Source organism: Desulfofustis glycolicus DSM 9705 (assembly GCF_900130015.1).
Classification (GTDB): domain Bacteria; phylum Desulfobacterota; class Desulfobulbia; order Desulfobulbales; family Desulfocapsaceae; genus Desulfofustis; species Desulfofustis glycolicus.
Genome location: NZ_FQXS01000009.1, coordinates 59,462 through 82,421 on the forward strand (window position 1 = coordinate 59,462; position 22,960 = coordinate 82,421).

24 protein-coding genes are annotated in these 22,960 nt (G+C 61.6%); 6 read left to right on the plus strand and 18 right to left on the minus strand.

Going from position 1 to position 22,960, the window contains the following annotated elements; translation table 11 throughout:
• Positions 1–9 precede the first annotated feature (9 nt).
• Both BUC26_RS09145 and BUC26_RS09150 read right to left on the minus strand, forming a co-directional pair.
• Complete coding sequence (locus tag BUC26_RS09145) at positions 10–1,380, minus strand: TrpB-like pyridoxal phosphate-dependent enzyme (protein WP_073375401.1); 1,371 nt, start codon at positions 1,378–1,380, stop codon at positions 10–12.
• Between the two features lie 213 nt (positions 1,381–1,593).
• Entirely contained in the window at positions 1,594–4,122 is a 2,529-nt protein-coding gene (locus BUC26_RS09150; RefSeq protein ID WP_073375403.1) for a TIGR03960 family B12-binding radical SAM protein, read from the minus strand.
• Positions 4,123–4,322: 200 nt separating this feature from the next.
• On the opposite strand from BUC26_RS09150, the gene BUC26_RS09155 reads away from it, so the two are divergent.
• On the plus strand, positions 4,323–5,387 hold the full coding sequence (locus BUC26_RS09155; RefSeq protein WP_073375405.1) for an AMIN domain-containing protein: 1,065 nt from the start codon (positions 4,323–4,325) through the stop codon (positions 5,385–5,387).
• 3 nt (positions 5,388–5,390) lie between these two features.
• Here the strand turns inward: BUC26_RS09155 and BUC26_RS09160 are convergent, their stop codons facing one another.
• The 13 genes from BUC26_RS09160 to ffh all read right to left on the minus strand — a co-directional run bounded on the left by BUC26_RS09160 (position 5,391) and on the right by ffh (position 15,333).
• Positions 5,391–6,227, minus strand: coding sequence for a LolA-like protein (locus BUC26_RS09160; RefSeq protein ID WP_073375407.1), 837 nt, complete (start codon positions 6,225–6,227; stop codon positions 5,391–5,393).
• Complete coding sequence (locus BUC26_RS09165) at positions 6,208–7,971, minus strand: tetratricopeptide repeat protein (RefSeq protein WP_073375409.1); 1,764 nt, start codon at positions 7,969–7,971, stop codon at positions 6,208–6,210. Before BUC26_RS09165 ends, BUC26_RS09160 begins: the two co-directional genes overlap by 20 nt.
• Positions 7,943–8,557, minus strand: coding sequence for a dTMP kinase (gene tmk, locus BUC26_RS09170; protein WP_073375410.1), 615 nt, complete (start codon positions 8,555–8,557; stop codon positions 7,943–7,945). The genes BUC26_RS09165 and tmk overlap by 29 nt, the downstream gene beginning before the upstream one ends.
• On the minus strand, positions 8,554–9,615 hold the full coding sequence (pdxA, locus tag BUC26_RS09175; protein ID WP_073375412.1) for a 4-hydroxythreonine-4-phosphate dehydrogenase PdxA: 1,062 nt from the start codon (positions 9,613–9,615) through the stop codon (positions 8,554–8,556). Before pdxA ends, tmk begins: the two co-directional genes overlap by 4 nt.
• A gap of 279 nt (positions 9,616–9,894) precedes the next feature.
• Positions 9,895–10,263, minus strand: a complete 369-nt coding sequence (locus BUC26_RS09180; RefSeq protein ID WP_073375414.1) for a YraN family protein — start codon at positions 10,261–10,263, stop codon at positions 9,895–9,897.
• Positions 10,244–10,933, minus strand: coding sequence for a ribonuclease HII (locus BUC26_RS23865; protein ID WP_084540573.1), 690 nt, complete (start codon positions 10,931–10,933; stop codon positions 10,244–10,246). Before BUC26_RS23865 ends, BUC26_RS09180 begins: the two co-directional genes overlap by 20 nt.
• 36 nt (positions 10,934–10,969) lie before the next feature.
• Complete coding sequence (gene rplS, locus BUC26_RS09190; RefSeq protein ID WP_073375416.1) at positions 10,970–11,323, minus strand: 50S ribosomal protein L19; 354 nt, start codon at positions 11,321–11,323, stop codon at positions 10,970–10,972.
• Positions 11,324–11,499: 176 nt separating this feature from the next.
• A complete protein-coding gene (locus BUC26_RS09195) occupies positions 11,500–12,075 on the minus strand; it encodes an RNA methyltransferase (RefSeq protein WP_073375418.1) in 576 nt (191 codons plus the stop codon).
• Positions 12,072–12,842, minus strand: a complete 771-nt coding sequence (trmD, locus tag BUC26_RS09200) for a tRNA (guanosine(37)-N1)-methyltransferase TrmD (protein WP_073375420.1) — start codon at positions 12,840–12,842, stop codon at positions 12,072–12,074. The genes BUC26_RS09195 and trmD overlap by 4 nt, the downstream gene beginning before the upstream one ends.
• Positions 12,843–12,852: 10 nt before the next feature.
• Positions 12,853–13,410, minus strand: coding sequence for a ribosome maturation factor RimM (rimM, locus tag BUC26_RS09205; protein ID WP_084540574.1), 558 nt, complete (start codon positions 13,408–13,410; stop codon positions 12,853–12,855).
• 13 nt (positions 13,411–13,423) lie between these two features.
• On the minus strand, positions 13,424–13,654 hold the full coding sequence (locus tag BUC26_RS09210; RefSeq protein WP_073375423.1) for a KH domain-containing protein: 231 nt from the start codon (positions 13,652–13,654) through the stop codon (positions 13,424–13,426).
• 8 nt (positions 13,655–13,662) lie between these two features.
• Positions 13,663–13,908, minus strand: coding sequence for a 30S ribosomal protein S16 (gene rpsP / locus BUC26_RS09215; protein WP_073375425.1), 246 nt, complete (start codon positions 13,906–13,908; stop codon positions 13,663–13,665).
• Positions 13,909–13,980: 72 nt separating this feature from the next.
• Positions 13,981–15,333, minus strand: coding sequence for a signal recognition particle protein (ffh, locus tag BUC26_RS09220; RefSeq protein ID WP_073375427.1), 1,353 nt, complete (start codon positions 15,331–15,333; stop codon positions 13,981–13,983).
• Positions 15,334–15,635: 302 nt separating this feature from the next.
• Between ffh and BUC26_RS09225 the strand changes: the two genes are divergently transcribed.
• The 3 genes from BUC26_RS09225 to BUC26_RS09235 are packed head-to-tail and all read left to right on the plus strand — an operon-like array spanning position 15,636 to position 19,245.
• Positions 15,636–16,448, plus strand: a complete 813-nt coding sequence (locus BUC26_RS09225) for a CbbQ/NirQ/NorQ/GpvN family protein (protein ID WP_073375429.1) — start codon at positions 15,636–15,638, stop codon at positions 16,446–16,448.
• A 34-nt stretch (positions 16,449–16,482) separates the two neighbouring features.
• A complete protein-coding gene (locus BUC26_RS09230) occupies positions 16,483–18,741 on the plus strand; it encodes a nitric oxide reductase activation protein NorD (RefSeq protein WP_073375431.1) in 2,259 nt (752 codons plus the stop codon).
• 60 nt (positions 18,742–18,801) lie between these two features.
• Positions 18,802–19,245 carry a thioredoxin family protein gene (locus BUC26_RS09235; protein WP_073375432.1) on the plus strand — a complete coding sequence of 148 codons (444 nt, stop codon included), beginning with the start codon at positions 18,802–18,804 and terminating at the stop codon, positions 19,243–19,245.
• Here the strand turns inward: BUC26_RS09235 and BUC26_RS09240 are convergent, their stop codons facing one another.
• Together BUC26_RS09240 and BUC26_RS09245 are read right to left on the minus strand one after the other, a co-directional pair.
• Positions 19,246–20,358, minus strand: a complete 1,113-nt coding sequence (locus BUC26_RS09240) for a ribonuclease D (protein WP_073375434.1) — start codon at positions 20,356–20,358, stop codon at positions 19,246–19,248. It abuts the gene before it with no gap.
• On the minus strand, positions 20,355–20,657 hold the full coding sequence (locus tag BUC26_RS09245; RefSeq protein WP_073375435.1) for a hypothetical protein: 303 nt from the start codon (positions 20,655–20,657) through the stop codon (positions 20,355–20,357). The genes BUC26_RS09240 and BUC26_RS09245 overlap by 4 nt, the downstream gene beginning before the upstream one ends.
• Here BUC26_RS09245 and BUC26_RS09250 point away from each other — a divergent pair.
• Positions 20,656–21,714, plus strand: a complete 1,059-nt coding sequence (locus tag BUC26_RS09250; protein ID WP_073375437.1) for a microcin C ABC transporter permease YejB — start codon at positions 20,656–20,658, stop codon at positions 21,712–21,714. The two genes, BUC26_RS09245 and BUC26_RS09250, sit on opposite strands and share 2 nt — an antisense overlap.
• Positions 21,707–22,750, plus strand: coding sequence for an ABC transporter permease (locus tag BUC26_RS09255; RefSeq protein WP_073375438.1), 1,044 nt, complete (start codon positions 21,707–21,709; stop codon positions 22,748–22,750). Before BUC26_RS09250 ends, BUC26_RS09255 begins: the two co-directional genes overlap by 8 nt.
• Here BUC26_RS09255 and BUC26_RS09260 read toward each other — a convergent pair.
• Positions 22,745–22,936 carry a hypothetical protein gene (locus BUC26_RS09260; protein ID WP_073375440.1) on the minus strand — a complete coding sequence of 64 codons (192 nt, stop codon included), beginning with the start codon at positions 22,934–22,936 and terminating at the stop codon, positions 22,745–22,747. The genes BUC26_RS09255 and BUC26_RS09260 overlap by 6 nt on opposite strands.
• Positions 22,937–22,960: the final 24 nt, after the last annotated feature.

Sequence of the window (22,960 nt, forward strand, 5' to 3'; positions counted from 1 at the left end):
ACAGACGTTTCAGATCTGCGGCAACCCGGCCAGGGATGCGGCGATCTGCTCCTCGGGATAGTCGTAGTCGTGGAGTTCTCCGGCGAAATAACGGTCATAGGCGGCCATGTCGATCAGCCCGTGACCGGAAAAGTTGAACAGGATGGTCTGCGGTTTCTCCGGTTCCCGCAGCGCTTCGATAATGGCGCCGCGGATGGCGTGACAGGTCTCCGGCGCCGGGATGATGCCCTCGGTCCTGGCAAAGAGCACACCGGCCTCGAAGCATTCGAGCTGGTGCAACCGGAGCGGCTCGACGATTTTCTGGCTGATCATGGCCGAGACGATCGGCGCCATGCCGTGATAGCGCAGCCCGCCGGCGTGAATGCCGGGCGGGACGAAATCGTGCCCAAGAGTATGCATGTAGAGCAGCGGCGTGGTCTGAGCGGTGTCGCCGAAATCGTAGGCCAGCGCGCCGGCGGTCATCGACGGGCAGGAAGACGGTTCGGTGCCGACGAAACGGATCTTCTTGCCGTCGAGGTAATCGGGGATGAACGGCACGGCCAGGCCGGCGAAATTGGATCCGCCGCCGCAGCAGCCGATGACGACATCGGGATAATCGCCGGCGATGGCCAGCTGCTTTTTCGCCTCCAGGCCGATGATCGACTGGTGCAGAACCACGTGATTGAGCACAGAGCCCAGTCCGTATTTGGTATCTTCCCTGGAGGCGGCGTCCTCAATGGCCTCGGAGATGGCCATGCCGAGCGAGCCGGGGGTGTCCGGGAAGGAGGCCAGGATCGCCCGGCCGGATGCCGTCTGATCGCTCGGGCTGGCAATGACCTCGGCGCCGAAGGTCTGCATGACCGATTTCCGGTACGGTTTTTGTTCAAACGAGATGCGGACCATGTAGACCGTACATTCCAGGCCGAATTTGTTGGTGGCCAGTGACAGCGCACTGCCCCACTGGCCGGCGCCGGTCTCGGTGGTCATCCGCTTGACGCCTTCCCGTTTGTTGTAGTAGGCCTGGGCGACCGCCGAATTCGGCTTGTGCGAGCCGACCGGGGAAACGCCTTCGTTCTTGAAGTAAATTTTGGCCTTGGTGCCGAGCGCCTGTTCCAGGGCGGTGGCCCTGACCAGCGGCGATGGCCGCCAGATCTTCAGGATATCGAGGACCTCCGGCGGGATGTCGATAAAACGCCGGTCGGACATCTCCTGCTCCAGCAATCCCATCGGGAAGATTGCCGCCAGTTTGTCCGGCCCCATCGGTTCCTTGGTGGCCGGATCGAGCGGCGGGCGGAGGCCGCCCGGCAGGTCTGGTACTACATTGTACCATTGAGTCGGCATTTCGTCGTCACGCAAAATGATTTTCTTCAACGCTTGTTCTCCTGTTGTCTGCCTACGCATCAAGGGAACCTTGAAAAATTGTCATTTCGTCCAATCTCATCGTTGCGTAATCAAATTTTATCCTCGGAATATCATGTGTATGCCTGCGGTAAAATTTTCTTGCGCGCCTCGATCTTGAACGAAATACCGAATTTTTCAAACTCCCCTCAAAATCCGTATGGGTTGTTTGCCAGCATCTTTCTACCACAGTCGGTCGTCGTCGGGCAAGGGCGATCAGACGGCCAGCGGCCGCCACGATGTTTTGCGCACCAGACCGGCGGTCAGCTTGGCCTGGTCGCAGTCGAGCAGGTGGGCCAGTAGTTCAAGCGGCTTGCACCCCGGCCGGCCGCTCTGGTATACGATCTCGGCGAGTACCGTCCGGGGCGGGGTGACGCTCAGAGCGTCGACGAGCGGTCGCAGGTCGAGCGGCGCCGTGTTGTTCTTGCGGCGTCGCTGAACGATAAAGCTCTCGGCCTGTGTGAAGGTTGTGATCAGGTTGGCTTGTGCATCGTCCAGGTCGAACGGCAGCTGTATTTCGTAGCTGCAGACGATATCCTGCGGCACCTTGCCGTGGTGCGGGTGGATCGAGCTGACCTCAAGTCCGGGCGGCAGGGTGCGGCTCAGTCGGTCCGCCTGGTCGGCGAGATCGGTCAAAGGTCCGTCGTGTTCGAGGAGCAGGAACTCGCAGAGACTCTCGGTGCCGACCGGCAGGGCCGGCCCGAAGGAGATTTTCGGACTCGGGTTGAAACCATGCGAATAGAGCGGTCGCCAGCCGGCGCGCCGGATGGCACGAAAGATGACCTGGATCAGCTCGAGATGACCGAGAAAGCGAATCGGGCCGGTGCGGCTGTAGGTGATCAGGTATTTGCTGCCGCTATCCGACGGTACTGTTATGGTGGCCGGTGGCTGCAGCGTTGCCGGGTCCGGCGGCAGACGGCGGCGATTTCGGACCAGCGGCTGGATGGTCTTGAAATCGCAAAGACCGCACTGCTGGCAGCCGTGGTATCGGCAGTCAGGTGTGTAGAGCTGCTGCTCGGCGTGATCGCGCTCCCGCAAGAGAAAGTCGATATCGATGCCGGCGTCGAGGTGCTGCCAGGGCAGGATCTCGCCGGGATCGCGGGAGTGCAGGTAGGCATTGAGGTCGATGGCGCAGTCGTCGGCCGCCGATTGCCAGCGACCGAGGTCAAACCAGTCGCTCCAGCTGTCGAGCCGGGCGCCCCGCTGCCAGGCTGCGATGATCAGTCTGGTCAGGCGACGGTCGCCGCGGGCGAAGACCCCTTCCAGATAGCTTTGCTGCGGGTCGTGATATTTCAGGTTCAGGCCGCGACGGGCCATGACCGAGCGCAGCCGCTCGAGCCGCTCACGGCTCTGCTCGATGGTCAGCTGGGCGTCCCACTGGAACGGGGTGTGCGGTTTCGGCACGAAGGTGCCGACACTGACATTGACCCGGCGGCGACCGCGGCCGCTGACCTTGCCGGCCAATGCGGTTTTTTGCGCCAATTCGGCGATTGCGTCGATATCGGTCATGGTCTCGCCGGGCAGGCCGATCATGAAATAGAGCTTGATCAGGTTCCAGCCGAGAGAAAACGCGTGCTCGGCCGCACTGAGCAGGTCCTCTTCGCTGATGCCCTTGTTGATCGCCTGGCGCAGTCGTTCGCTGCCGGCCTCCGGGGCCAGCGTGAAACCGGTCTTGCGGACCCGCTTGATCTGCTCCATCAGTTCCGGGCCGAGGGTGCCGACCCGCATCGACGGCATGGAAATCGAGACGCGCTCACCGCAGAAACGGTTCATCAGTCGTGGCAGCACTTCCGGCAGGCAACTGTAGTCGCCGGTCGACAGCGATAGCAGCGCGATTTCGTCAAACCCGGAATTGGTGATGCCCGCCTCCGCCAGCGCACAGATCTGCTCCACACTGCGTTCCCGTACCGGCCGGTAGGTCATGCCGGCCTGGCAGAAGCGGCAGCCTCTGGTACAGCCCCGGGCGACCTCGATGCCGAGTCGGTCGTGGACGATCTTGGCGTTGGGTACCAGCGGTCTGATCAGATGATCGATGCGATCGAGGGTGGCCAGGATCCGCCGCCTGACCCGAGCCGGGGCGTCCGGCCGATGCTCGATACCGGTGAGCCGGCCTGATTCGTCGTAGGTTGGACGGTAGCGGTGCGGCAGATAGACCCCGTCGATATTGGCCAGCGCCTCGATTATTTCGGAACGGCCGGCGCCTGCTGTTTTCAGCTTCAGGACCAGGGCGGCGATGTCGATGACCGCCTCTTCCCCGTCGCCAAGCAGGATTGCATCGAAGAGTTCGGCCACCGGTTCCGGATTGAAGGCGCAGGGGCCGCCGCCGATGACGATCGGCTGTCCCTCGACCCGTTCGGCGGCGAGAAACGGCAGGCCGGCACGATCGAGGATGGTCAGGATATTGGTATAGCAGAGTTCGTGGGGCAGCGTGATGCCGACAAGATCACATGAACGTAAGGGGCGGCCGCTCTCCAGGGTCGTCAGTTCGGCGCCCTGCTCGCGCAGGACGGCCTCGGCGTCGGGAGCCGGGCAATAACAGCGCTCGGCCTGCACCCGATCACAGCTATTGAGGAGATGATAGAGAATCTGCAAACCCTGGTGCGACATGCCGATTTCGTAGAGATCGGGGAAGACGAGCGCCCAGTGGAGCAGGTCGGCGGTAGTCTTGATCGGAGCACTCTGGTATTCACAGCCGAGATAGCGGCCCGGTCTGGTGACGAACGGCAAAAACGAAGAATCGGTCATGGGTGTCGGTCTGCGGAACCGGGCGATTGTCTGTCGACCGGCCGGTTCCGCTGAAGAGGTGATTGATAGGGAGCCGGCGGTGTGCACGAGTCCGCAGATTTACCGAAAATGGGTTGACTTTTCAAGAATGGATGATGTAATGAGATAGTTGGTTCATAACTTTTAAGGAAAATAACAGGTTACGTGAAAGGTGTCGGTTGATGAAACGTTTAGCGGTTGCTCTGCTTGGTATCTGGTTCGTCACGTTTGGTGGTTTCGCCGCTGCGGAACAACCGGCAACGGAAGCCGTGATAGAATCGATATCATACGAAAAAGACGACGAAAATCGCGAAAAAATCGTCTTCAAATTAAACGGCGCCCACATCCCGAAGGTGTTCAAAATTCAGGGAGAGCGGCCGCGGGTGGTCTTCGATTTCATCGATACCCGCTATTCCGATCTGATCAACCGTATCGCCGATACGCAGGGCAAATTGATCAAAGGCGTTCGCATCGGCATTCACGACGACCCGCCGAAGACACGGGTTGTCGTCGACCTCAAGGCGGAAGAGGAATACCAGTTCGAGCAGGATTTCCTGATCGAGGACAACATCCTGTCCATCACCTTTTACCCGAGCGAAACGTCGGGGGCTTCGATACCGCCGGCTCCCGAGCCGGAATCCGCGAAGGCCGCTGTTCCGGCGCAATCGCCGGAGCTGCAAGCGCAGGTCAAACAGCCCGAATCAGAAACGTTGTCGATCCCGGCTACCGATCAACCGTCGCCGGCCGCCGTCGAACCGGAGGCAAGCCGGCAAACACCACCGGCTGAATCGCCGCCGCCCCCCGTCGATGACCTTGCCGCGTTGCTGCCCGGCGTCGAGCCGCAGCCGGAGAAAAGCGTCGATCCGATTCTGCGCGATGTCTCTTTCGACAATACCAGCAGTGATAGCGAGATGGTCCTCTTCAAACTCAACGATTTCTACCCGCCGATCGTCTTCGGCATAGAGAAGGGCAATCCGCGGGTGGTCTGCGATTTCCTCGATACCGAATTGAGCCGCGACGTGCGTTCCGTGCTCGAGACCAACGGCGAGTTCGTTGCCCGCATCAGAGTGGCGCGGCATAACGATCCGGACAAGGTGCGTGTCGTTCTTGACCTGGTGCCCAACCGCAACTACGACCTGCAGCAGGTATTTTTCAAAGAGGAAAACCTGTTCGTAATCGTCATCGACGAGTTCGAGGACGAACCGGCGGAGACCCCACCGCCGGTCGACGTGCAGGCGGTGCGCTGATGTCTACGGCATGAACTGCCTCAGATAACCCGACGGCACCGGCAGCTTGAAATCTGCCGGTGACAGCCGGGCCGGCAGGACCTCGGAGAAGCGCAGTTCGGCTTCGGCCCAGAACGAGATGCCGGTGATCGTCACGACCAGCGGCAGCCGGCAGTTGCCCGCCGGTTGCCAGTCGTCGTAGCTGATGCGGGCGTGCTGTTCATCCTGATCGTCGACCACGACCCGCTCCACGACCTGACCTGTGGCCGGATCGAGCAGCAGGTGCTCGATCGGTAACGTCCTGTTCTTTCCGTCCCGCACTAGCGCGTACCAGACGCCCCGCTCCTGCTTGTCTTCTCTGATGTCGGCCACCCGGACCCCGCCTGCGATCGGCCGGCCGGTCAGCCAGTCGAACAACGGACCGCTGAGCAAGGCCGGCGGCACGTCGTGACGCAGCGCGTAGGAGCGGATGCTGCCCGCATAAAAGGTCTGGCGGGGGACATGCAGAACCTGAAAACCGCCGGTGGCGACGGCGACGGCAACGAGCGGCTGACCGAGCGGATTGGTGACATTGAAGCGCACCGAAGCCGGGTGCTGGATCTGGTAATAGCCGGCCAGGGCAACGGAATCGACACTGGTTCGCCAGGAGAGGTTCAGGTCTCCGTCGTAGGCGTCGCCGCATTGGGCGGCCTGGCGGCGATGATCATCGTAGGCGGCAAGCAGCTGCCGATGGCGCTCATCGTCCACCGGTTCCGTCCACGGGGATCGCGCGCAGCCGCCGGCGAGCAAGAGGAGCAGCAGCGGCAGCAGGAGAGCGAGTTGCCGGCCTAGCGGTCGCCGGTCACGGACTGGCAAGGTCATCGATTTTCTGCCGAACTGCCTGTTTTTTTGCTTCATCGTCAAAGTTCTCGTAGGCGGCGTTGTAGAAGGTGCGGGCCCTGTCGGGCCGGTCGAGGGCTCGGTAAAGGTCGCCGAGATGCTCGTTGATATGTGGATCGTCGGGCAGCTGTTCCAAGGCTCCGAGCAGTTCACGTTCGGCCCGCTCGAGATTGCCGAGGCGGAAATGGACCCAGCCGAGCGAGTCCCGGATATAGCCGTTGCCCGGTTTCAGGGCCATGGCACGGTTGATGTACTGCAGGGCTCGGTCCAGGTTGCGACCTGCGTCGGCCCAACAATAACCGACGAAGTTGAGGGCTTCGGCATGGTCGGGGTTGCGGGTGATGATCGCTTCCATCACGTTGATTGCCTCGTCCAGACGATCGCTGCGCTCGAGTTGCAGGCCGTAGGCGAAGAGGACCTGTTCATCGCCGGGAAAACGCTCGGCGGCCTCGGCCAGCAATGCCAGGCTGCGCTTGTCGTTGCCCTGGTCCCGGTTGAGCGAGGCGGCCAGCAGGACGAGCATCGGCTTGTTGCCGTAATCTGTTGCCAGGAAACGCTCCAGGAGTTCCAGGGCCTCCGTGGTTTGCCCGGCATCGTGGAGGATCTTGGTCTTGAGAAAGATCGCGTCCTCGAACTCCCGGTCTTCACGGTCGATGGCGTCGATCAGGGTCAGGGCCTCGTCGAATTGCCGCCGCTCGGCGAGGATGACTGCCAGCAGATAGCTTGCTTCGCTGCTCACGGTCGCCTCGAGCACGGCGCGGAGGTTGTCGATGGCCTTGCCGGGCTGGTCGATGCGCAGGTAGAGCCGGCTGATGACCACCGATAACCGCTCGGGTGATGAGCTGAATTGCCGGGCCAGTCCCAGTTCGGCGATCGCTTCCTCTTCCCGTTCCTGGGCCAGCAGGGACTGGACGATGCCGAGACGGGCCTGTTCGTCCGCCTCGTTATCGACCAAAACCGAGCGCAGGAGGTCGATGGCATCCTGGTAGCGGTGCTCTTTTTGATAGATATCGGCGAGTTCATAAACCAGTTCAGCCGACCAGTTGAGTTCCAGGGCCGCCTGGTAGTGGCGGACCGCCGTCTCGGGGTCGTCCTGGCGGACGGCCAGTCGAGCCAGGTAGAGTCGAGCCAGATAGAGTTCCTGATCAAGTTCCAGCAGCCGGTTCAGGATCGAGCCGGCCTCGTCGTATTCGCCGAGTTGGCTCAGCAGGGCACCGAGGCGCAGTAGGATCGGGCCGTTTTCCGGGTCGTAGGCGATGATTGCCCGGTATTGCTCGACGGCGAGGCGGTGCTGCTGCTGCTGAATATGGATACTTGCCAGCAGGGCTCGCCGGGCGGTGTCTTCCGGGTGCCGGCGGATGGCCTCTTCGAGCAGGGTTTTGGCCTGGTCGGTGTCGCCCATTTTCATCATCAGCAAGGGCAGTTTCTGCTTGATATAGCTGGCGGAGGGATCGCAGACGAGCGCTTTTTCGTAGGCCTCCAGTGCATCTTCGAGCCGATTGTCGAATTCGGCGTGACTCCCCCAGAGAAAGTAAAAGTAGGCGCAGGAAAGATCTCGATTGTCGCTGTCGACTGCCCGGCCTGCGTCGGCCGGTGCCTCGGCGCCGATGGTCCCTGCTCCGGAACAGGCGGCCATGAACAGTGACAACAAGAGGCACGGGAGAGTGAATTTGATAAACGTCTGCACTGCGGCTCCGTTACGCTTGATGATGATCGAGCAGTTCATCGACCACGTCCCGCACGTGCTGCTGGATCAGTTCGGCGATTGGTGACGCATCGATTCGCTTGATATAAGGTAATCGCATCGAGCGAAAAACGGTATCGACTTTTTTCAGGTAATCGAGTTGCTCGAAATCGTTGGGCTTCTCTCCGCGGTGTTCGGTGATGCGGCGCAGCGCTTCGTGCGGATCCAGTTCGAAGACCAGGGCGAGATCCGGGGTCGGAGCAAAATCGTTCCGGGCGATGATCTTTTCCGGGTCGAGCCCGGCAGCGCCCTGGTAGGCGGCGGTCGACAGGAAATATCGGTCGCAGAGTACGATCCGGCCGGCGGCCAGTGCCGGAGCGAGTACCGTCGTTACGTGTTCGCGGCGATCGTCGATGAACAGGGCCAGTTCTTCTTCGCGGGAGATGGCCCTGCGGCTGTGGTAGAGTGATCTGATTTTCCGCCCGAAGGTGCCGTTGGTCGGCTCGCGGGTGGCGACGACACGGTTGCCGCACTCTTCGAGATAGCTCTCCAGCAGGCGCAGCTGGGTGCTTTTACCGGTGCCGTCGATGCCTTCGAAGACGATGAGTCGACCGCTACTCCGTTTCATGAACCCTCCTGTTTGTCGGAGAGGGTGCCGGACGCTCTCTCTGCGCTGCGCCGCCGGTTTTCGGCCAGCTCGGCGGCCAGCGTCACCGCCTGTTCCAGGCTGCGGCAGTCGGCCACGCCGCGGCCGGCGATATCGTAGGCGGTGCCGTGATCGACCGAGGTCCTGATGATCGGCAGACCGAGCGTGACGTTGACGCCATCGTGGAAGTGCAGCAGTTTGAATGGAATCAGCCCTTGGTCGTGATACATGCAGACCACCACGTCGAAGCGGCCCGAGGCCGCCTGGTGGAAAACGGTGTCCGGCGGAAAGGGTCCGTCGATGGTGATGCCGAGCCGGGCGCAGTGGCGGACGGCCGGGGCGATGATTTCGATTTCCTCACGGCCGAACATGCCGCCTTCCCCGCCGTGCGGGTTGAGTCCGGCAACCGCGATGCGCGGTTTGTCGAGTCCGAAATCGGTGCGCAGGGCCAGCTCGGTCAGCGTAATCAGTTCGATGATCGACGCGCCAGTGAGGGCCGGAACCACGTCGGCCAGGGCACAGTGGATGGTGACCAGCACGACCCGCAGGCGCGATCCGGTCAACATCATGGCCACCCGCTCGGCGCCGGTTCGGGCGGCGAGCATCTCGGTATGGCCGGGGAACGGGTAACCGGCCAGGTTCAGGGCGGCCTTGGAGATCGGGCCGGTGGCGATCGCGTCGAGCAGACCTTCTGTACACAATGAGATGGCGGTATCGATATAGCCGGCCATGGCCAGCCCGGTGGCGCGGCTCGGTTGCCCGGCGCGCAACGTGTCCGGATCAAGGCGGGAGGCGGTGAGCACGTTCAGAACGTCCGGTTGAGGCGGGCGTCCCGGTTGCCAGTCGGCAATGGGCATGTGGCGGCCGAGCTGCCTGGCGGTCATCGCCAGCACTGCACGGTCGCCGATGACGACCGGGGGCGTGGCCAGGGTACGGCTGCAGGTCTGCCAGGAGGAGATAATAATTTCCGGCCCGATGCCGACCGGGCACCCCATCGTGATGCCGACCGGTGCGGCGGCGCGTGCTGGTTGTCTGCTCATTGTTTCATGCGTGCTGTGCGGTTGTTATCCGCGAATCAATTGTCCGGGCCGATCGGTGCTCCTGGAGGCTGCATCGCGAAGGCCCGGCGGGCCGGAGAATCAGGCCCGAAGGGCTGCGGACAGGACGTCCGCAGCCGGTGGCCAGGCCATGGATGGCCTGTCTGTCGGCCTCGGAGGCCAGCCGAACAGGCCGCAGCGCAGCAGCCGGAGGGAGGACCGGTCGGCCCCTCCGACCGTGACGCCGATGTTCATTGTTCGTAGTATTCCGGCTCATGGCATTTAACTTGTGGAAAAGGCGTCTTTGAGGTGAACGATCTGCGGCCGGACGGCGTCGGCTAGATCGATCCCGACCACGTCGAAGCGGGCCGGTGCTTCAAGTAGTCCGTGCCGGCTCAAATAGAGCAGCGCAGTGGCGCTGATCTGGCGTTGTTTGTGGCTGGTGACTGCTTCGATCGGAGCGCCGTAGCGGCGACTTCGCCGGGCCTTGACTTCAATGAACACCCAGGTGGGGCCGTCACGAGCGATGATATCGATCTCTCCGCATTTTTCCCGGTAGTTGCGCGCAACGATTCGATAGCCGGCGGCGACGAGAAAATCGGCGGCCAGCTGTTCGCCCTGCTTGCCGGTTTCACTCCGCTGTCGTGACAAATTCCCTGACTCCCTTGAAGCTGAAGCGGTGCACCGGGCTCGGTCCGTGGTGTTGCACCGCCTGACGATGGTATCTGGTCGGGTAGCCCTTGTTGGCCAGGAAATCGTAGACCGGGTAACGCTCATGCAGTTCTGCCATGATCTCGTCGCGGGTGATCTTGGCGATGATCGATGCGGCACCGATCGATGCGCTGCGGCAGTCACCTTTGACGATGGGCTGCTGGGGGATGGTCAGCGGTACCCGGCAGGTGCCGTCGACCAGGATGAAATCGGGAGTTGTCCCGTGCTCGGCCAAGGCGGCGATACTGTCGGCCATCGCGCGCAGTGAGGCCTGCAGGATATTGATTCGATCGATGGTGGCGGCATCGATGCAGCCGATGCCGATGGCCGCGCCGATCTCCCGGAGACGGTCGCGCAGGCAGCTCCGTTGTCGAGCGGTCGTCTGTTTCGAGTCGCAGAAGGGTCGGTAGTCGGCACCGGGCGGCAGGATCACCGCGGCGGCGACCACCGGTCCGGCCAGCGGGCCCCGGCCGGCCTCGTCGGTGCCGGCGATGTAGCAAAATCCGCGATCGAGCAGCAAGCGCTCAAACTGAAACGTATCGCCGTCGTCGGCCGGCGGCGCGAACAGCCCTGGTACCAAGACGCCGCACGGGCCGGACCCGGTGGTCATCGGGCCGGCCTCGTGGCGGGAAAAAAGCTGCCGGGATCAGTTGATGCCGCGCTCACGGATACGGGCTGCCTTACCACGACGTTCGCGCAGGTAATAGAGCCGCGAGCGTCTGACACGACCGGACGAGACGTGCTCGACCTTTTCGATTCGCGGATTGTGCAGGGCAAATGTTTTCTCGACGCCGACACCGTGGGAGATTTTGCGGACCGTGTAGGATGCGTCCATGGCGCCGCGTTTGCGCTTGATAACCACACCCTGGAAGATCTGGATACGCTCCTTGTTGCCTTCGATGATGCGGATATGGACCTTGACCGTGTCTCCCGGCCGAAAGGCCGGGTGGTCGAAGCGCATCTGTTCCTGGTCGATTTTATCGATGACTGGATGATTCATGGCTTTACTCTTCTCGTTGTTCTCGTTGTTTGACTACCTGATATAAAAGCTCGCATCGGCATCAGCGCCGCCGCAAAGACGGGGCGCGGTCGCTCGAATTGAGGCAAAACCGAGTGTTTCATCGCTGCAATAGCAGCACGCTTGCTGCTCTTTTCCGGCAAACCTTTTCAGGAGGCTCAGGGCGTCCCGAGTAGCCGGTCGAGCACGATCGCCACCGCCGATCGTACCGACAGATGATTGTACGACGACCTGCCGCGGATCGGCTGCAACACGGCATCTGCCCGGCCCAAACATTCCGGGGCCAGCCCATGGGCGGTGCCGAACAGCAGCAGAACGGGTTGTCGGTCGTGCTCCAGATGATCACGCATCTCCCGAAAACCGACGGCGCCGGTGCATGGCCTGGCGCTGGTCGCCACCAGCAGCGGCGTTTCGCCGCGCCGGGCCTGAACGTCGGCAACGATCTCGTCGAGGCTGTAGGCCGGACGGATGATCGCCAGTGCTTCTTTGCGGGCCGGGTTGTATGTTGCCCCGTGCCCGTCCTGCCAGTGACCGATGATCTGAGACACCAACTCATGCTGGTCTTCATACGGTGTCGCCAGGTAATACCGGCCGACCCCGTAGGTCAGGGCCGCGCGGGCCAGGTCGTGCAGATCGAGATTGGTGACCGCCGAACCGATCGTCTCCCCTGTCTTGTTGATCACCGGGTGATGCAGCAGGGCAATATCCAGCCGAAAATCCGTTGTCCGGTTCATTGACGCTCCCCGCGGTTCAGCAGCGCCTCGATTTCCGGCCACAGACCGTGTCGTTGCAGCAGCGCCGTCTCCGGCGCGCTGAACTGCCGGCCGGCGAGCAACTGCGGCCGTCGCTGCAGGGTCTGCCGGACCGCAGCGAGGAAGCGATGCTCGCCGATCTTGTGGTGATCGCCGCTGAGCAACACGTCAGGAACATTCTGTCCTTCAAAGACCCGTGGCCGCGTGTACTGCGGGTGTTTGAGCAAATTGCCGCAGAAACTGTCGTTCTCGGCCGACGCCCTGCAGCCGAGTACTCCCGGAATCAGGCGGGTCACCGCATCTATGATAACCAGAGCGGCCAGTTCACCGCCGGTCAGGACATAATCACCGATCGATATCTCGTCATCGACGTGGCGGCGAAACCGTTCGTCCACTCCTTCGTAACGGCCGCAAATGAGGATCAACTGCCCCGACGGGTCAACCAGCTCTTCGGCGATATCCTGGCGCAGCAAACGTCCCTGCGGACTGAGCAATACCACCCGCGCCGACGGCCGGGCGGTGGTACGTACCTGCTGCAGCGCGCGGACCAGCGGTTCCGGCTTCATCACCATACCCTCGCCGCCGCCGTAGGGGCGATCGTCGGTGGTCGCGTGGCGATCGGTGGCAAACTGCCGGATATTGACCAGGTCGACGCTGATCTTCCGCTCGCCGATGGCCTTGCCGACGATGCCGTCGCGCAGCGGCGAGTCGAACAGGTCGGGAAAGATGGTCAATACTGAAAAGATCATCTTCTTCGCCTTAGCGGGCGCGGTTGTTGTTCGCGTCCAGATCGAGCAGACCGGGCGGGGGGTCGATGACGACAGCATTCGTTTCGATCCCGGTGATGATATCGTCGACCAGCGGCACCAGAAATTCCTTTTTTCCGTGGTGGATGACGAGGACCTGATGGGCGCCGTTGTCAAATGAGTCGACCACCGTGCCGATGATCTCGGGTTCGCCGACCTGCCGGACGCTCAGGCCAATCAGGCCATGCGGGTCAAGCCGGTCGCCGGAGTCCACCATCTGATCGGCGGGCAGCAAAACGCCCATACCGGCGGTCAGATCGGCTTCGTTACGGTTGTCAATGGTCGCAAGCTTCAGGATGACCAGTCGCTGGTGGCAGCGTACGCCGGCGACATCGAGCAGCGCGGTCATCCGGCCGTCTGTCGCTACGAGGGCGACGCGGCTGAATTGTCTGAATTGCTCGGGGGTGCAGGATTGCGGGGCGACTTTCAATTCACCTTTCAACCCGTGCGCCCTGTTCACTTTCCCGACCAGCCGGAAGGCGTCGGTGGGGAAATCATACTGCATGGGCATGGCGGCGGGCGCCTCACTCCATGATGTCGAGCCTAGTCTTCCGGCTCTGACCCGTAGCGGTCGCCGACAGCAGCGCTCGCATGGCCCGGGCCGTCCGTCCCTGTTTGCCGATTACCTTGCCGAGGTCTGCACGGGCGACCGTCAGTTCGATGGTCAGGCCGTCCTCGGTCTCCTGCTCGTTAACGACGACCTGGTCGGGGTGGTCGACGAGCGATTCGGCAATATGGGCGATCAGATCCTTCATGCCCGCACTCAACCGACGACAGCGGCCTTTTTGATCAAGCTCTTCACGGTAGTGGTCGGCAGGGCGCCCTTACCGAGCCAGTCCTGCAATTTCTCGCTGTTGATGGTGATCCCGGCGGGATCCTGCAGCGGGTCGTAGGTGCCGAGGATATCGAGGAATTTACCGTCGCGTGAAGCTTCGCTGTCGGCAACGACGATGCGGTAAAACGGCTTTTTCTTGCGGCCCAGTCTGGTTAAGCGAATTCTAACTGCCATGGTTGAGTTCTCCTTTTCTGCAAAAAGGCGCCATCAGGCGTCCTGACGTGCGGGTTATTCGTTGGTGTACGGTTATCGTCTCATTCCTTTCGGAACCTTTCTTCGTTTCATGCCGGACATCGCACCCGGTTTGCCACGCATCTTCTTGAGCATTTTCAGCATTTCCGTATAGCTCTTCAAGACACGGTTGACCTCGGCCACCGAGGTGCCGGAACCGGCGGCGATGCGCTGCCGGCGGCTGGCGTCGATGATCCGGTGGTTGGTCCGTTCCTTGCGGGTCATGGAGCGGATGATCGCTTCGGTCTTGACCAGTTCCTTCTCGTTTGGCTGCGGGGCGTCTTTGATCTGGCGCAATTTGTTGATACCCGGCACCATCGACATGATCTGCTCGAGCGAGCCCATCTTCTTGATCTGCTGGATCTGGTCGAGAAAATCTTCCAGCGTGAACTCGCTGCGCTTCAGTTTGCGGGCGATACGGTCGGCTTCCTGCTTGTCGACGACGGCTTCCGCCTTCTCGATCAGGGTCAGGACATCGCCCATGCCGAGGATGCGGGAAGCGGTTCGGTCGGGGTGAAAGGTCTCCAGTGCATCGAGACCCTCGCCGGTGCCCACGTACATGATCGGTTTGCCGGTGACCCGCTTGATCGACAGCGCCGCGCCGCCGCGGGCATCGCCTTCCATCTTGGTCAGGACGACGCCGGTTATCTCCAGGTTTTTGTTGAAGGTGTCGGCAACGGTGACGGCGTCCTGGCCGGTCATCGCGTCGGCGACGAAGAGGATTTCCGAGAGATCGACGGCGGTCTGAATTTCTTTCAGCTCACCCATTAGCTGCTCATCGATATGCAACCGGCCGGCGGTGTCGATGATCAGCGTGTCGTAATTGTTCTCGCGGGCTGCGGCGACGGCCCGGCGACAGATGTCGACCGGTTTGGTGTCGGCGGTCGACGGGTGCACCGGCACGCCGACACGATCACCGAGAATCTGCAATTGCTCGATGGCTGCCGGCCGGTAGATATCTGCCGGCACCAGATAGGGCCTTCGTCCCGAGTCCTTGAACTGAGCGGCTAGTTTGCCGGCGGTGGTGGTTTTACCGGAGCCCTGCAGGCCGGCCATCATGATGGTTACCGGTTGCCGGCCGTCGAATCTGATCTGTTCGGTGCTGCCACCGAGCAATTCGACCAGTTCGTCGCGAACGATCTTGATGACCTGCTGACCCGGAGACAGTTTCTGGGAGACTTCCCGGCCGAGGGCCTTGGCGGAGACCGAATCGACGAAGTCGCGGGCAACCTGGTAGTTGACATCGGCTTCGAGCAGGGCCATGCGCACTTCGCGCATGGCCTCGGCGATGTGCTCTTCGGTGAGAACGCCGTGGCCGCGGAGTTTCTTGAAAACTGCTTCAAGCCGATCTGTCAGATTTTCAAACATAAGAAACGGGCATACCTCTGCACACGTTGGGCTGGTATGATAACAATTTGTATTTACGCTTATTCCGGGCAAAAGCCGAGAATGCTGTACTCAAAAGAGATCAAAAATACTTCGAAAGTTTACAGAAGTCAAGGATGGAACGGAAAGGGGCTGAAAAGATCGTCAGTCGCCGCCGGGCCGGGGAAACGGGCCCGACTCGGCAACGGTGATATGCAAGGTGGTCCTTGCGCGGGTCATCGGCTGCACTTACCGTGATGATAAAAGCTCTCATTTTTCAAGCTTCCCTTCAGGAGAAGACGGCCATGGCCTATCAACAGCAATCGATCGAAGACCACCGGATCAGCAGCGAACCGTTTTATCTGCCGCTCGGTGAAGAAGTGTCCATAGCCCTCGCCGCTGCAGCGCGCCGGCTGCCGCTGCTGCTCAAGGGCCCGACCGGCTGCGGCAAGACGAGGTTCATGCGCTACCTGGCCTGGCGGCTGCAGCGTCCGCTGGTCACCGTCTCCTGCCATGATGACCTGTCGACCTCCGATCTGGTCGGCCGCTATCTGATCAAGGGTGACGATACGGTCTGGCTCGACGGCCCGTTGACCCGGGCGGTCCGGGTCGGTGGAATCTGTTACCTCGATGAAATTGTCGAGGCCCGCAAGGACACGACGGTGGTCATTCACCCGCTTGCCGACGACCGGCGGGAGTTGCCCATCGAGAAACGGGGCGAATTACTGACGGCGCCGGACGAGTTCCTCTTGGCCGTATCCTACAACCCCGGCTATCAAAGCGTTTTGAAAGATCTCAAGCCCTCGACGCGGCAGCGCTTCGTTTCCCTGTCTTTTGATTATCCCGATGAACGGCGGGAGGCGCTCATTGTCTCGAAGGAGGCCGGCATCGAATCCTCTCTGGCCCTGCAGCTGGTGCGCCTCGGTGCCATGAGCCGCGGACTGAAAGACTCCGGACTGCCGGAAGGGGCGTCGACGCGGCTGCTCATCCAGGCCGGACTGCTGGTGCAATCGGGTATCGACGTACAGACCGCCTGCCTGGTCGGCATCGTCGAGAGCCTTACCGATGATCCCGATCTGCTCGCGGCCTTGAAAGAGATGGTCGCAGCGGTCTTCTGAGCTGCAGAGCACCAGTGGAAGAGCCCGTGGCGCGATGAATGAACAGGCCTGCAAAGAGCGATTCTATCAATTGATTCACCCCTCTCACCCCAACGAGTGGGAGGTAGAGGACCTGCTGGGTCGTCTGGCCGGTCTGCCGGCAGATCGACAGGAGGTGTTATTGGACCAGGTATCACCGATCTGGCCGGTCAGTCACAGCCTCTGCCTAGCCTTTCTCGAGCAGGGCGTGCGACGCATCGCGGTGCCCGATCTCCTTCTGGCAGACTGGGTTCGGGCCCTGTTGCAGCGCTATGAGCGTGACGGTCTCCGGGGTGCCCGAACGCTTCTCGACGACGGTGGCGTGAAGTTTCTCGCTTCGCGGGAACAGAGCAGCGCGGTAACCCTCGAGCAGATAGCCCCGTGGCTCAGCCTGTTCGTCGCCGGCCTGGCCGGCGAGGCGATGGAGCTGACTGCCGGTCAAACTGCCGCCACCGACACGGTGACCCTCCGGCTGCCCCCGGAGATCGATTGCGCTGGTGATGGAACCGCCAACACCGTACTTTATAAAATGGTCGCAGCGGTGCACGTCGGTTTCGTTCGGCAGGGGACCTATCGCCTGGTGCCAGGCAACAATGATCTGGCGGCTGTTCGCATGCGTTTCGATGTTACGCCGCCGTCGGGCAGTCGGCCGTCCCTGGCTGCCTATTTCGCCTTGTTCCCGGAGCCGCAATTGGCGGCCGATCTGTTTTTTATCGACGAGTGTCGGCGGGCGATGCAGTGGATCGAAAGCCGCCTGCCGGGGCTGGCCCGGCAATGGCGAAGCGTTTTCCCCGAGCTCAGGCAGCAACTGGCGGTGGAGCCGACATCGATCGGAACGGCCGTCTCCCGGCTGGCCTTGGCGGTACTGCACGACCCGTTTGAACCTGATCGCCGCGGCGATCCGAGCGGTGCGGCGGCAAATCCCTGGCCGGCGTTGCTGGAGTGTTACCGGCAGGTTGCCGATCATGGTGGGGCGTATCGCCGTCCGCTGATCCTGGAGATGCTCGGCCACCACGATTTTTCCGGCGCCGCCGAACAACTCGAGACCCGGCGTGCACTGGTGCGCGAGGCCTTCGTCCGGCAGCTGGGCCGCCTGCTGGCCGATCATCACCAGCAGGCGAGCGAGGGAAACGGCGGTACTGCCGACCAAGTTGAGGCAACGCAGATCATGCTGGTCGAAGAAGGTGAACAGGGTCAGACGACGTGCCGGCTGGTGCTGCACATCGACAACGAGAACTGTCAGCTGCCCGATGAACTCCAGGCGCTGGCCGCTGAGATCCTGCAGGATCGGGGCAGGATACCGGCCGCCTATATCGCCGCTGCGGTTGGTGTCGCCGGCGGTGGTGTCAGCAGCGGCCATCATGACGACGCCGATGCGGCCGGGCCCTCCCCCGGACCGGCTCCGGGCGCCCGACTGGTTGACGAATGGGATTTTCGTCGCAACGGTTATCGGAAAAATTGGTGCGCCGTCTATGAAAAGGAGCTGCCGCTCGTGCAGTCGAACTTTGTCGCGGCGACGCTGCAGAATTATCACGGCGTCTTGCTGCGTCTACGGCGCCAGTTTGAAATGATGCGGGTTGACGAATGCTTTGTCGGCCGCCAGCGCGAAGGCGATGAACTGGATCTCGATGCAGCGGTCGAGGCGCGAGCCGACCGGCGCGCGTCAACAGCGGCCAGTGATCGGCTGTTCATTCGGCTGCAGCGTAACGAACGCGACCTGGCAAGTCTCTTTCTCGTTGATCTGTCCAATTCTACCCGGGGGTGGGTCGGCACGGTGATCAAGGAGGCGCTCGTCGTGCTCTGCGAGGCTATGGCGGCGGCCGGGGATCGATACGGCATCTACGGTTTTTCCGGGATGCGGCGCAGCCGCTGCGAGTTGTTTCCGATCAAACGGCTGGATGAACCTTACGGTGAAGCGGTGACACGCCGGATCGGCTCGATCGCGCCGCGCGAGTATACCCGGCTTGGCCCGGCCATTCGCCGGGGCGCCGAATTGCTCGGTACCAGTGACGCGAGGACCAGGCTGCTGGTGACGCTGACCGATGGCAAGCCCGAAGACTACGACGACTACAAGGGAGAGTATGCCGTCGAGGACACCCGCAAGGCCCTGCTCGAGGCCCGCGGCTCGGGACTGCACGCCTTCGGGGTGACTATCGATCGCCAGGCCCGCGATTATCTGCCGCGGATCTTCGGCAGCGATCATTATTTGCTCATCGACCAGGTGCAACAATTGCCGCTGCGCATGGTCGATCTCTATCGCCATTTGACGTCGTAAGCGAGACCGTGAGCATTATCGTGGTGCACAGCGGTTGCCACCACAGGAGGAGGCGAAACCATGCAGACAGTCATAGTCACGTGCAGTTCCTGCGGAAAAAAAAACCGGATTCCGGAAAAGAAACAGCACCTGCAGCCGCGCTGCGGCGTCTGCAAAAAACCGCTGGATCTTCGCGGGGCGGCAACGCCGGTGCAGCTCGGTGACGACGATTTCCAGTCGTTTATCCGGGCGGCACCCCTGCCGGTGATGGTCGATGTATTTTCGCCGGGCTGTGGTCCGTGCCGGTCGCTGGCGCCGTTGATTGCGCGGTGCGCCGGCCGCTATGTCGGCCGGGTAATCGTCGCCAGTCTCGACACCAGCAACCATCCGGGAACAGCCGTTCATTACCGGATCAAGGGAGTGCCGACGCTGCTGTTTTTCCGGCAGGAGCAGGAAATCGATCGGATCGTCGGGGCGCCGTCCGAACAGGATTTGCTGGCCCGGCTCGATGCGCTGGCCCGCTGATCAGCCGCGCCGGCGGTAAAATTCTTCGAGAAACTCCCGGCGCCAGCCTTCGGTCAAGCGTTTCGGCAACGGGCTGCCGGGGCTATCCAGATTTTTCGCCAGTTGTTTCAACTCGGCGCTGCTGCCGATCAGCTGCGGGTCAAGCCCCTGCAGTTCGCATTTGAGCTGGATGAAGTCGGTGAGGCGCTCATAGGCCTGTTGTTCCCGTTGGTTCAGGCGCAGGGGGCGTTTTCGCTCGGGTATCTCGGTACGATCGGTGGCCCGCCCGTTCTCGATACTCTTCAGGATAGCCGGACCGTACCGCTTTAGTTTTTTCGGTGACAGCAGGTGAGCCTGCTGCAGCTCGGCAGGGGAGGCGCACTGTTTTTTTGCCAGGGAGATGACGACCTGGTCGGTGAGAATATGGCCGCGCGGCCGGTTCATGTGCCGGGCCTCCTGCTCTCGCCAGGTTGCCAGCTCCCGGGCGACGGCCAGTTCCTCCCGATTCAGGGAACCGGCGCCTTTGAGTCTGCTGAAGCGGTTCCGGTCGTCGATGCCGAGATAGTGGTCCGGGCTGTTGAGCAGTTCGAGCTCACGCTTCAGCCAGGATTTGATTTCCGGAACGATGATCCGGCTCAGCAGCAGGACACGCACCGCGCCGAGATAGCGAACATCGTCGAGGGCATAGTCCAGTTGCAGCTGATCGAGCGGGCGGTTGAGCCAATTGGTTCGGGTCTGGGTTTTTTGCAGGTTGATGTCGAGCAGGACACCGATCAGGTCGGCCAGCGAAATGGTCGAAGACAGGCCGGAAAAACCGGCGGCGACCCGGGTGTCGAAGATGTTTGCCGGCAGGGCCCGCGTGGTTCGGTTGAGGATGAACAGGTCCTGGGGGGCATCGTGCAGGATCTTCACGACGCCGGGGTCGGCGAGTAGTGCTCCGAGCGGGGACAGATCGGTGATGGCCAGCGGATCGATCAGGTAGCACTGTTCGTCGGAAAGGGCCAGCTGGATCAGACCGAGCTGCGGATAGTAGGTTCTCTCCCAGACGAATTCGGTGTCCAGCGCCACGCATTCACTGCGTCGGGCGTGGTCTACCAATTCCCTGAGTTCATCCTCGGTGGTGATCATGCTCATTGTCGTCCTCGAAACAGCTGGTTGGTGTAACGGATGATCGGGAAACCATGAGCACCGGTCCCGGCCGGTATCAAGCTGTAATAGAAAGCAAATATAAAATCAATAGTTTCTTTGAGAGGTGCCGAGCAGCGCGGCGCGGGGCGGCCGTCGACAGGGGAGGCTGTTGATTTTTTCTGCATCGCTTGTTGTCCGACTGGCATTTTGTCTTTCTCGATGCTAGGCTGCCGGCTATAATGAATGACGCTCGCCGCGACAGATCGCAACGAGCGCACACCGGCACAGCCATAGAGCGCACGCATGGTCCCATATATCCTGAAACGCATCGCTTTGATGATCCCGACCCTGGTGGGGATCATGCTGATCACCTTTATCGTCACCCAGTTTGTCCCGGGCGGCCCGGTCGATCAGATGATCGCGCTGCTCGAGGGCCACGGCGGGGCGGGCGGTGAAGTGGCCGCCTCGTCGTCGATGTATCGCGGGGCCACCGGCCTGGACGAAGAGCGGCTTGCCGAACTCAAGGCCCTCTACGGCTTCGATCAGCCGCCATTGCAGCGTTTTCTGGCGATGATGGCCGATTACCTCCGCTTCGATTTCGGCTCTTCCTACTATTACCAGCGTGATGTTGTCGACCTGGTAATTTCCCGGATGCCGGTGTCGATGTCGCTCGGCCTGTGGACCTTTTTCATCGTCTACGGCGTCTGCATTCCGCTGGGGATTGCCAAGGCGGTGCGTGACGGGTCCTCCTTCGATGTGATCAGCAGTACCGTCATCCTCGTCGGTTATGCGATTCCCGGCTTCGTGCTCGGCATCGTGCTGATCGTCTTGTTCGGCGGCGGCAGTTTCTGGAGCGTCTTCCCGCTGCGCGGGCTGGTCTCGGATGATTGGGCGGAGCTGGGGCTTGTTGCCAAGGTCCTCGACTACCTCTGGCACATGGTACTGCCCATCGTGTCGAGCGCCATCGGCAGCCTGGCGGTGATGACCATGTTGACCAAGAACTCCTTCCTCGAGGAAATCGGCAAGAACTACGTGATGACGGCCCGGGCCAAGGGACTTGACGAGCGGACCATCATGTACAAACATGTCTTCAGAAACGCGATCATCCCGATCATCACCGGCTTTCCCGGCTATTTCATCGCCTCGTTCTTCACCGGATCCTTGCTCATCGAGACAATTTTTTCGCTCGAAGGGATGGGACTGCTCGCCTATCAGTCGGTGCTCAATCGCGATTATCCCGTCGTGCTCGGCACCCTTTACTTTTTCTCGATCATCGGCCTGGTCAGCCGGTTGTTGTCCGACCTGAGCTATGTCGCTGTTGACCCGCGGATCCATTTCAGTCGTGTCGATGCCAATGGTTGATACGGTTCCGGCCGGACGGGGTATTACTCCACGGCAGCGGCGGTGGCTGCGCTTTCGCCGCAATCGCCGCGGTTATTACAGCCTACTCATCTTTTCCGTGCTCTTTGTCCTCTGTCTCGGCGCCGAGCTGATCAGCAACGACAAGCCGCTGCTGGTCAGCTACGAGGGGTCCTGGTACGCGCCGCTGCTGTTCGACTATCCGGAAACGACGTTTGGCGGCGTCTTTGTGACCGAGACCGACTACCGCGACCCGTTTTTCCTCGAGCAGATGGAAAAGCCCGGTAATCGCGCCATCTTCCCGATCAACCATCACGATTTCGATACCATCAATTTTCAGATCGACGGTCCGGTGCCGTCGCCGCCGACCACCAGCAATTTTCTCGGTACCGACGACCGCGGGCGTGACGTGTTCGCCCGGCTGTTGTACGGCTTTCGCCTCAGCGTCCTGTTCGGCCTGGCGCTGACCGCGGTCGGTACCTTGATCGGCATCCTGGTCGGCGCCATCCAGGGCTATCTCGGCGGCAGGATCGATTTATTCGGCCAGCGCTTTATCGAGATATGGGGGGCGATGCCGGAACTCTATCTGCTGATCATCTTTGCCTCGATCTTTGAGCCGAGCGCACTGTTGCTGCTCGTTCTGCTATCCCTGTTCAGCTGGATGGGACTCTCCGATTACGTGCGGGCAGAGTTCCTCAAAGGCAGGAATCTCGACTACGTTCGCTCGGCACGGGCGCTCGGCGTCAGCGGCCCGGTGATCATGGTGCGCCACCTGCTTCCCAACGGCATGACGCCGGTCATTACCTTCCTGCCGTTCCGCATGTCGGCCTCTATCCTGGCCTTGACCAGCCTCGACTTTCTCGGACTCGGGGTGCCGCCGTCGACGCCGAGTCTCGGCGAGTTGCTGGCGCAGGGGAAAAACAATATCGATGCCTGGTGGCTGTCCCTGTCGACGTTTCTCGTACTGGTCGGCATGCTGGTGCTGCTCATCTTTATCGGCGAAGCGCTGCGCGAGGCCTTTGATCCACGCAAATCATAGTACGGCAATCGCAGGTGGTGCCGGACTGTTGGTGACCGGTTCGACGACACGTGTAGTTCTGTCGGTGACGGCAGACAGCGGCGGCTCCCGCCAGTCGGTCGGCCGGGTGCCGGATTCATTTTTCTTGTGGTAGTGATTTCGGGTTGTTAAGTCGCTGCAATCGACGAGAACGAACTGCTGGGTCATCTCTCCATTATTGACTTTCAGCAG

Excerpts from the sequence above, each read along its gene's own strand:
- BUC26_RS09225 (WP_073375429.1), top strand. The coding sequence starts at position 15,636 with ATGGCCTATCAACAGCAATCGATCGAAGACCACCGGATCAGCAGCGAA.
- BUC26_RS09145 (WP_073375401.1), bottom strand. The coding sequence starts at position 1,380 with ATGCGTAGGCAGACAACAGGAGAACAAGCGTTGAAGAAAATCATTTTG.
- BUC26_RS09260 (WP_073375440.1), bottom strand. The coding sequence starts at position 22,936 with ATGACCCAGCAGTTCGTTCTCGTCGATTGCAGCGACTTAACAACCCGA.
- trmD (WP_073375420.1), bottom strand. The coding sequence starts at position 12,842 with ATGATCTTTTCAGTATTGACCATCTTTCCCGACCTGTTCGACTCGCCG.
- BUC26_RS09230 (WP_073375431.1), top strand. The coding sequence starts at position 16,483 with ATGAATGAACAGGCCTGCAAAGAGCGATTCTATCAATTGATTCACCCC.
- pdxA (WP_073375412.1), bottom strand. The coding sequence starts at position 9,615 with ATGAGCAGACAACCAGCACGCGCCGCCGCACCGGTCGGCATCACGATG.
- BUC26_RS09195 (WP_073375418.1), bottom strand. The coding sequence starts at position 12,075 with ATGAACCGGACAACGGATTTTCGGCTGGATATTGCCCTGCTGCATCAC.
- BUC26_RS09155 (WP_073375405.1), top strand. The coding sequence starts at position 4,323 with ATGAAACGTTTAGCGGTTGCTCTGCTTGGTATCTGGTTCGTCACGTTT.
- BUC26_RS23865 (WP_084540573.1), bottom strand. The coding sequence starts at position 10,933 with ATGACCACCGGGTCCGGCCCGTGCGGCGTCTTGGTACCAGGGCTGTTC.
- BUC26_RS09255 (WP_073375438.1), top strand. The coding sequence starts at position 21,707 with ATGGTTGATACGGTTCCGGCCGGACGGGGTATTACTCCACGGCAGCGG.
- BUC26_RS09245 (WP_073375435.1), bottom strand. The coding sequence starts at position 20,657 with ATGCGTGCGCTCTATGGCTGTGCCGGTGTGCGCTCGTTGCGATCTGTC.
- BUC26_RS09250 (WP_073375437.1), top strand. The coding sequence starts at position 20,656 with ATGGTCCCATATATCCTGAAACGCATCGCTTTGATGATCCCGACCCTG.
- BUC26_RS09240 (WP_073375434.1), bottom strand. The coding sequence starts at position 20,358 with ATGAGCATGATCACCACCGAGGATGAACTCAGGGAATTGGTAGACCAC.
- BUC26_RS09210 (WP_073375423.1), bottom strand. The coding sequence starts at position 13,654 with ATGAAGGATCTGATCGCCCATATTGCCGAATCGCTCGTCGACCACCCC.
- rimM (WP_084540574.1), bottom strand. The coding sequence starts at position 13,410 with ATGCCCATGCAGTATGATTTCCCCACCGACGCCTTCCGGCTGGTCGGG.
- BUC26_RS09150 (WP_073375403.1), bottom strand. The coding sequence starts at position 4,122 with ATGACCGATTCTTCGTTTTTGCCGTTCGTCACCAGACCGGGCCGCTAT.
- rpsP (WP_073375425.1), bottom strand. The coding sequence starts at position 13,908 with ATGGCAGTTAGAATTCGCTTAACCAGACTGGGCCGCAAGAAAAAGCCG.
- BUC26_RS09160 (WP_073375407.1), bottom strand. The coding sequence starts at position 6,227 with ATGACCTTGCCAGTCCGTGACCGGCGACCGCTAGGCCGGCAACTCGCT.
- ffh (WP_073375427.1), bottom strand. The coding sequence starts at position 15,333 with ATGTTTGAAAATCTGACAGATCGGCTTGAAGCAGTTTTCAAGAAACTC.
- BUC26_RS09235 (WP_073375432.1), top strand. The coding sequence starts at position 18,802 with ATGCAGACAGTCATAGTCACGTGCAGTTCCTGCGGAAAAAAAAACCGG.
- tmk (WP_073375410.1), bottom strand. The coding sequence starts at position 8,557 with ATGAAACGGAGTAGCGGTCGACTCATCGTCTTCGAAGGCATCGACGGC.
- BUC26_RS09165 (WP_073375409.1), bottom strand. The coding sequence starts at position 7,971 with ATGAACTGCTCGATCATCATCAAGCGTAACGGAGCCGCAGTGCAGACG.
- rplS (WP_073375416.1), bottom strand. The coding sequence starts at position 11,323 with ATGAATCATCCAGTCATCGATAAAATCGACCAGGAACAGATGCGCTTC.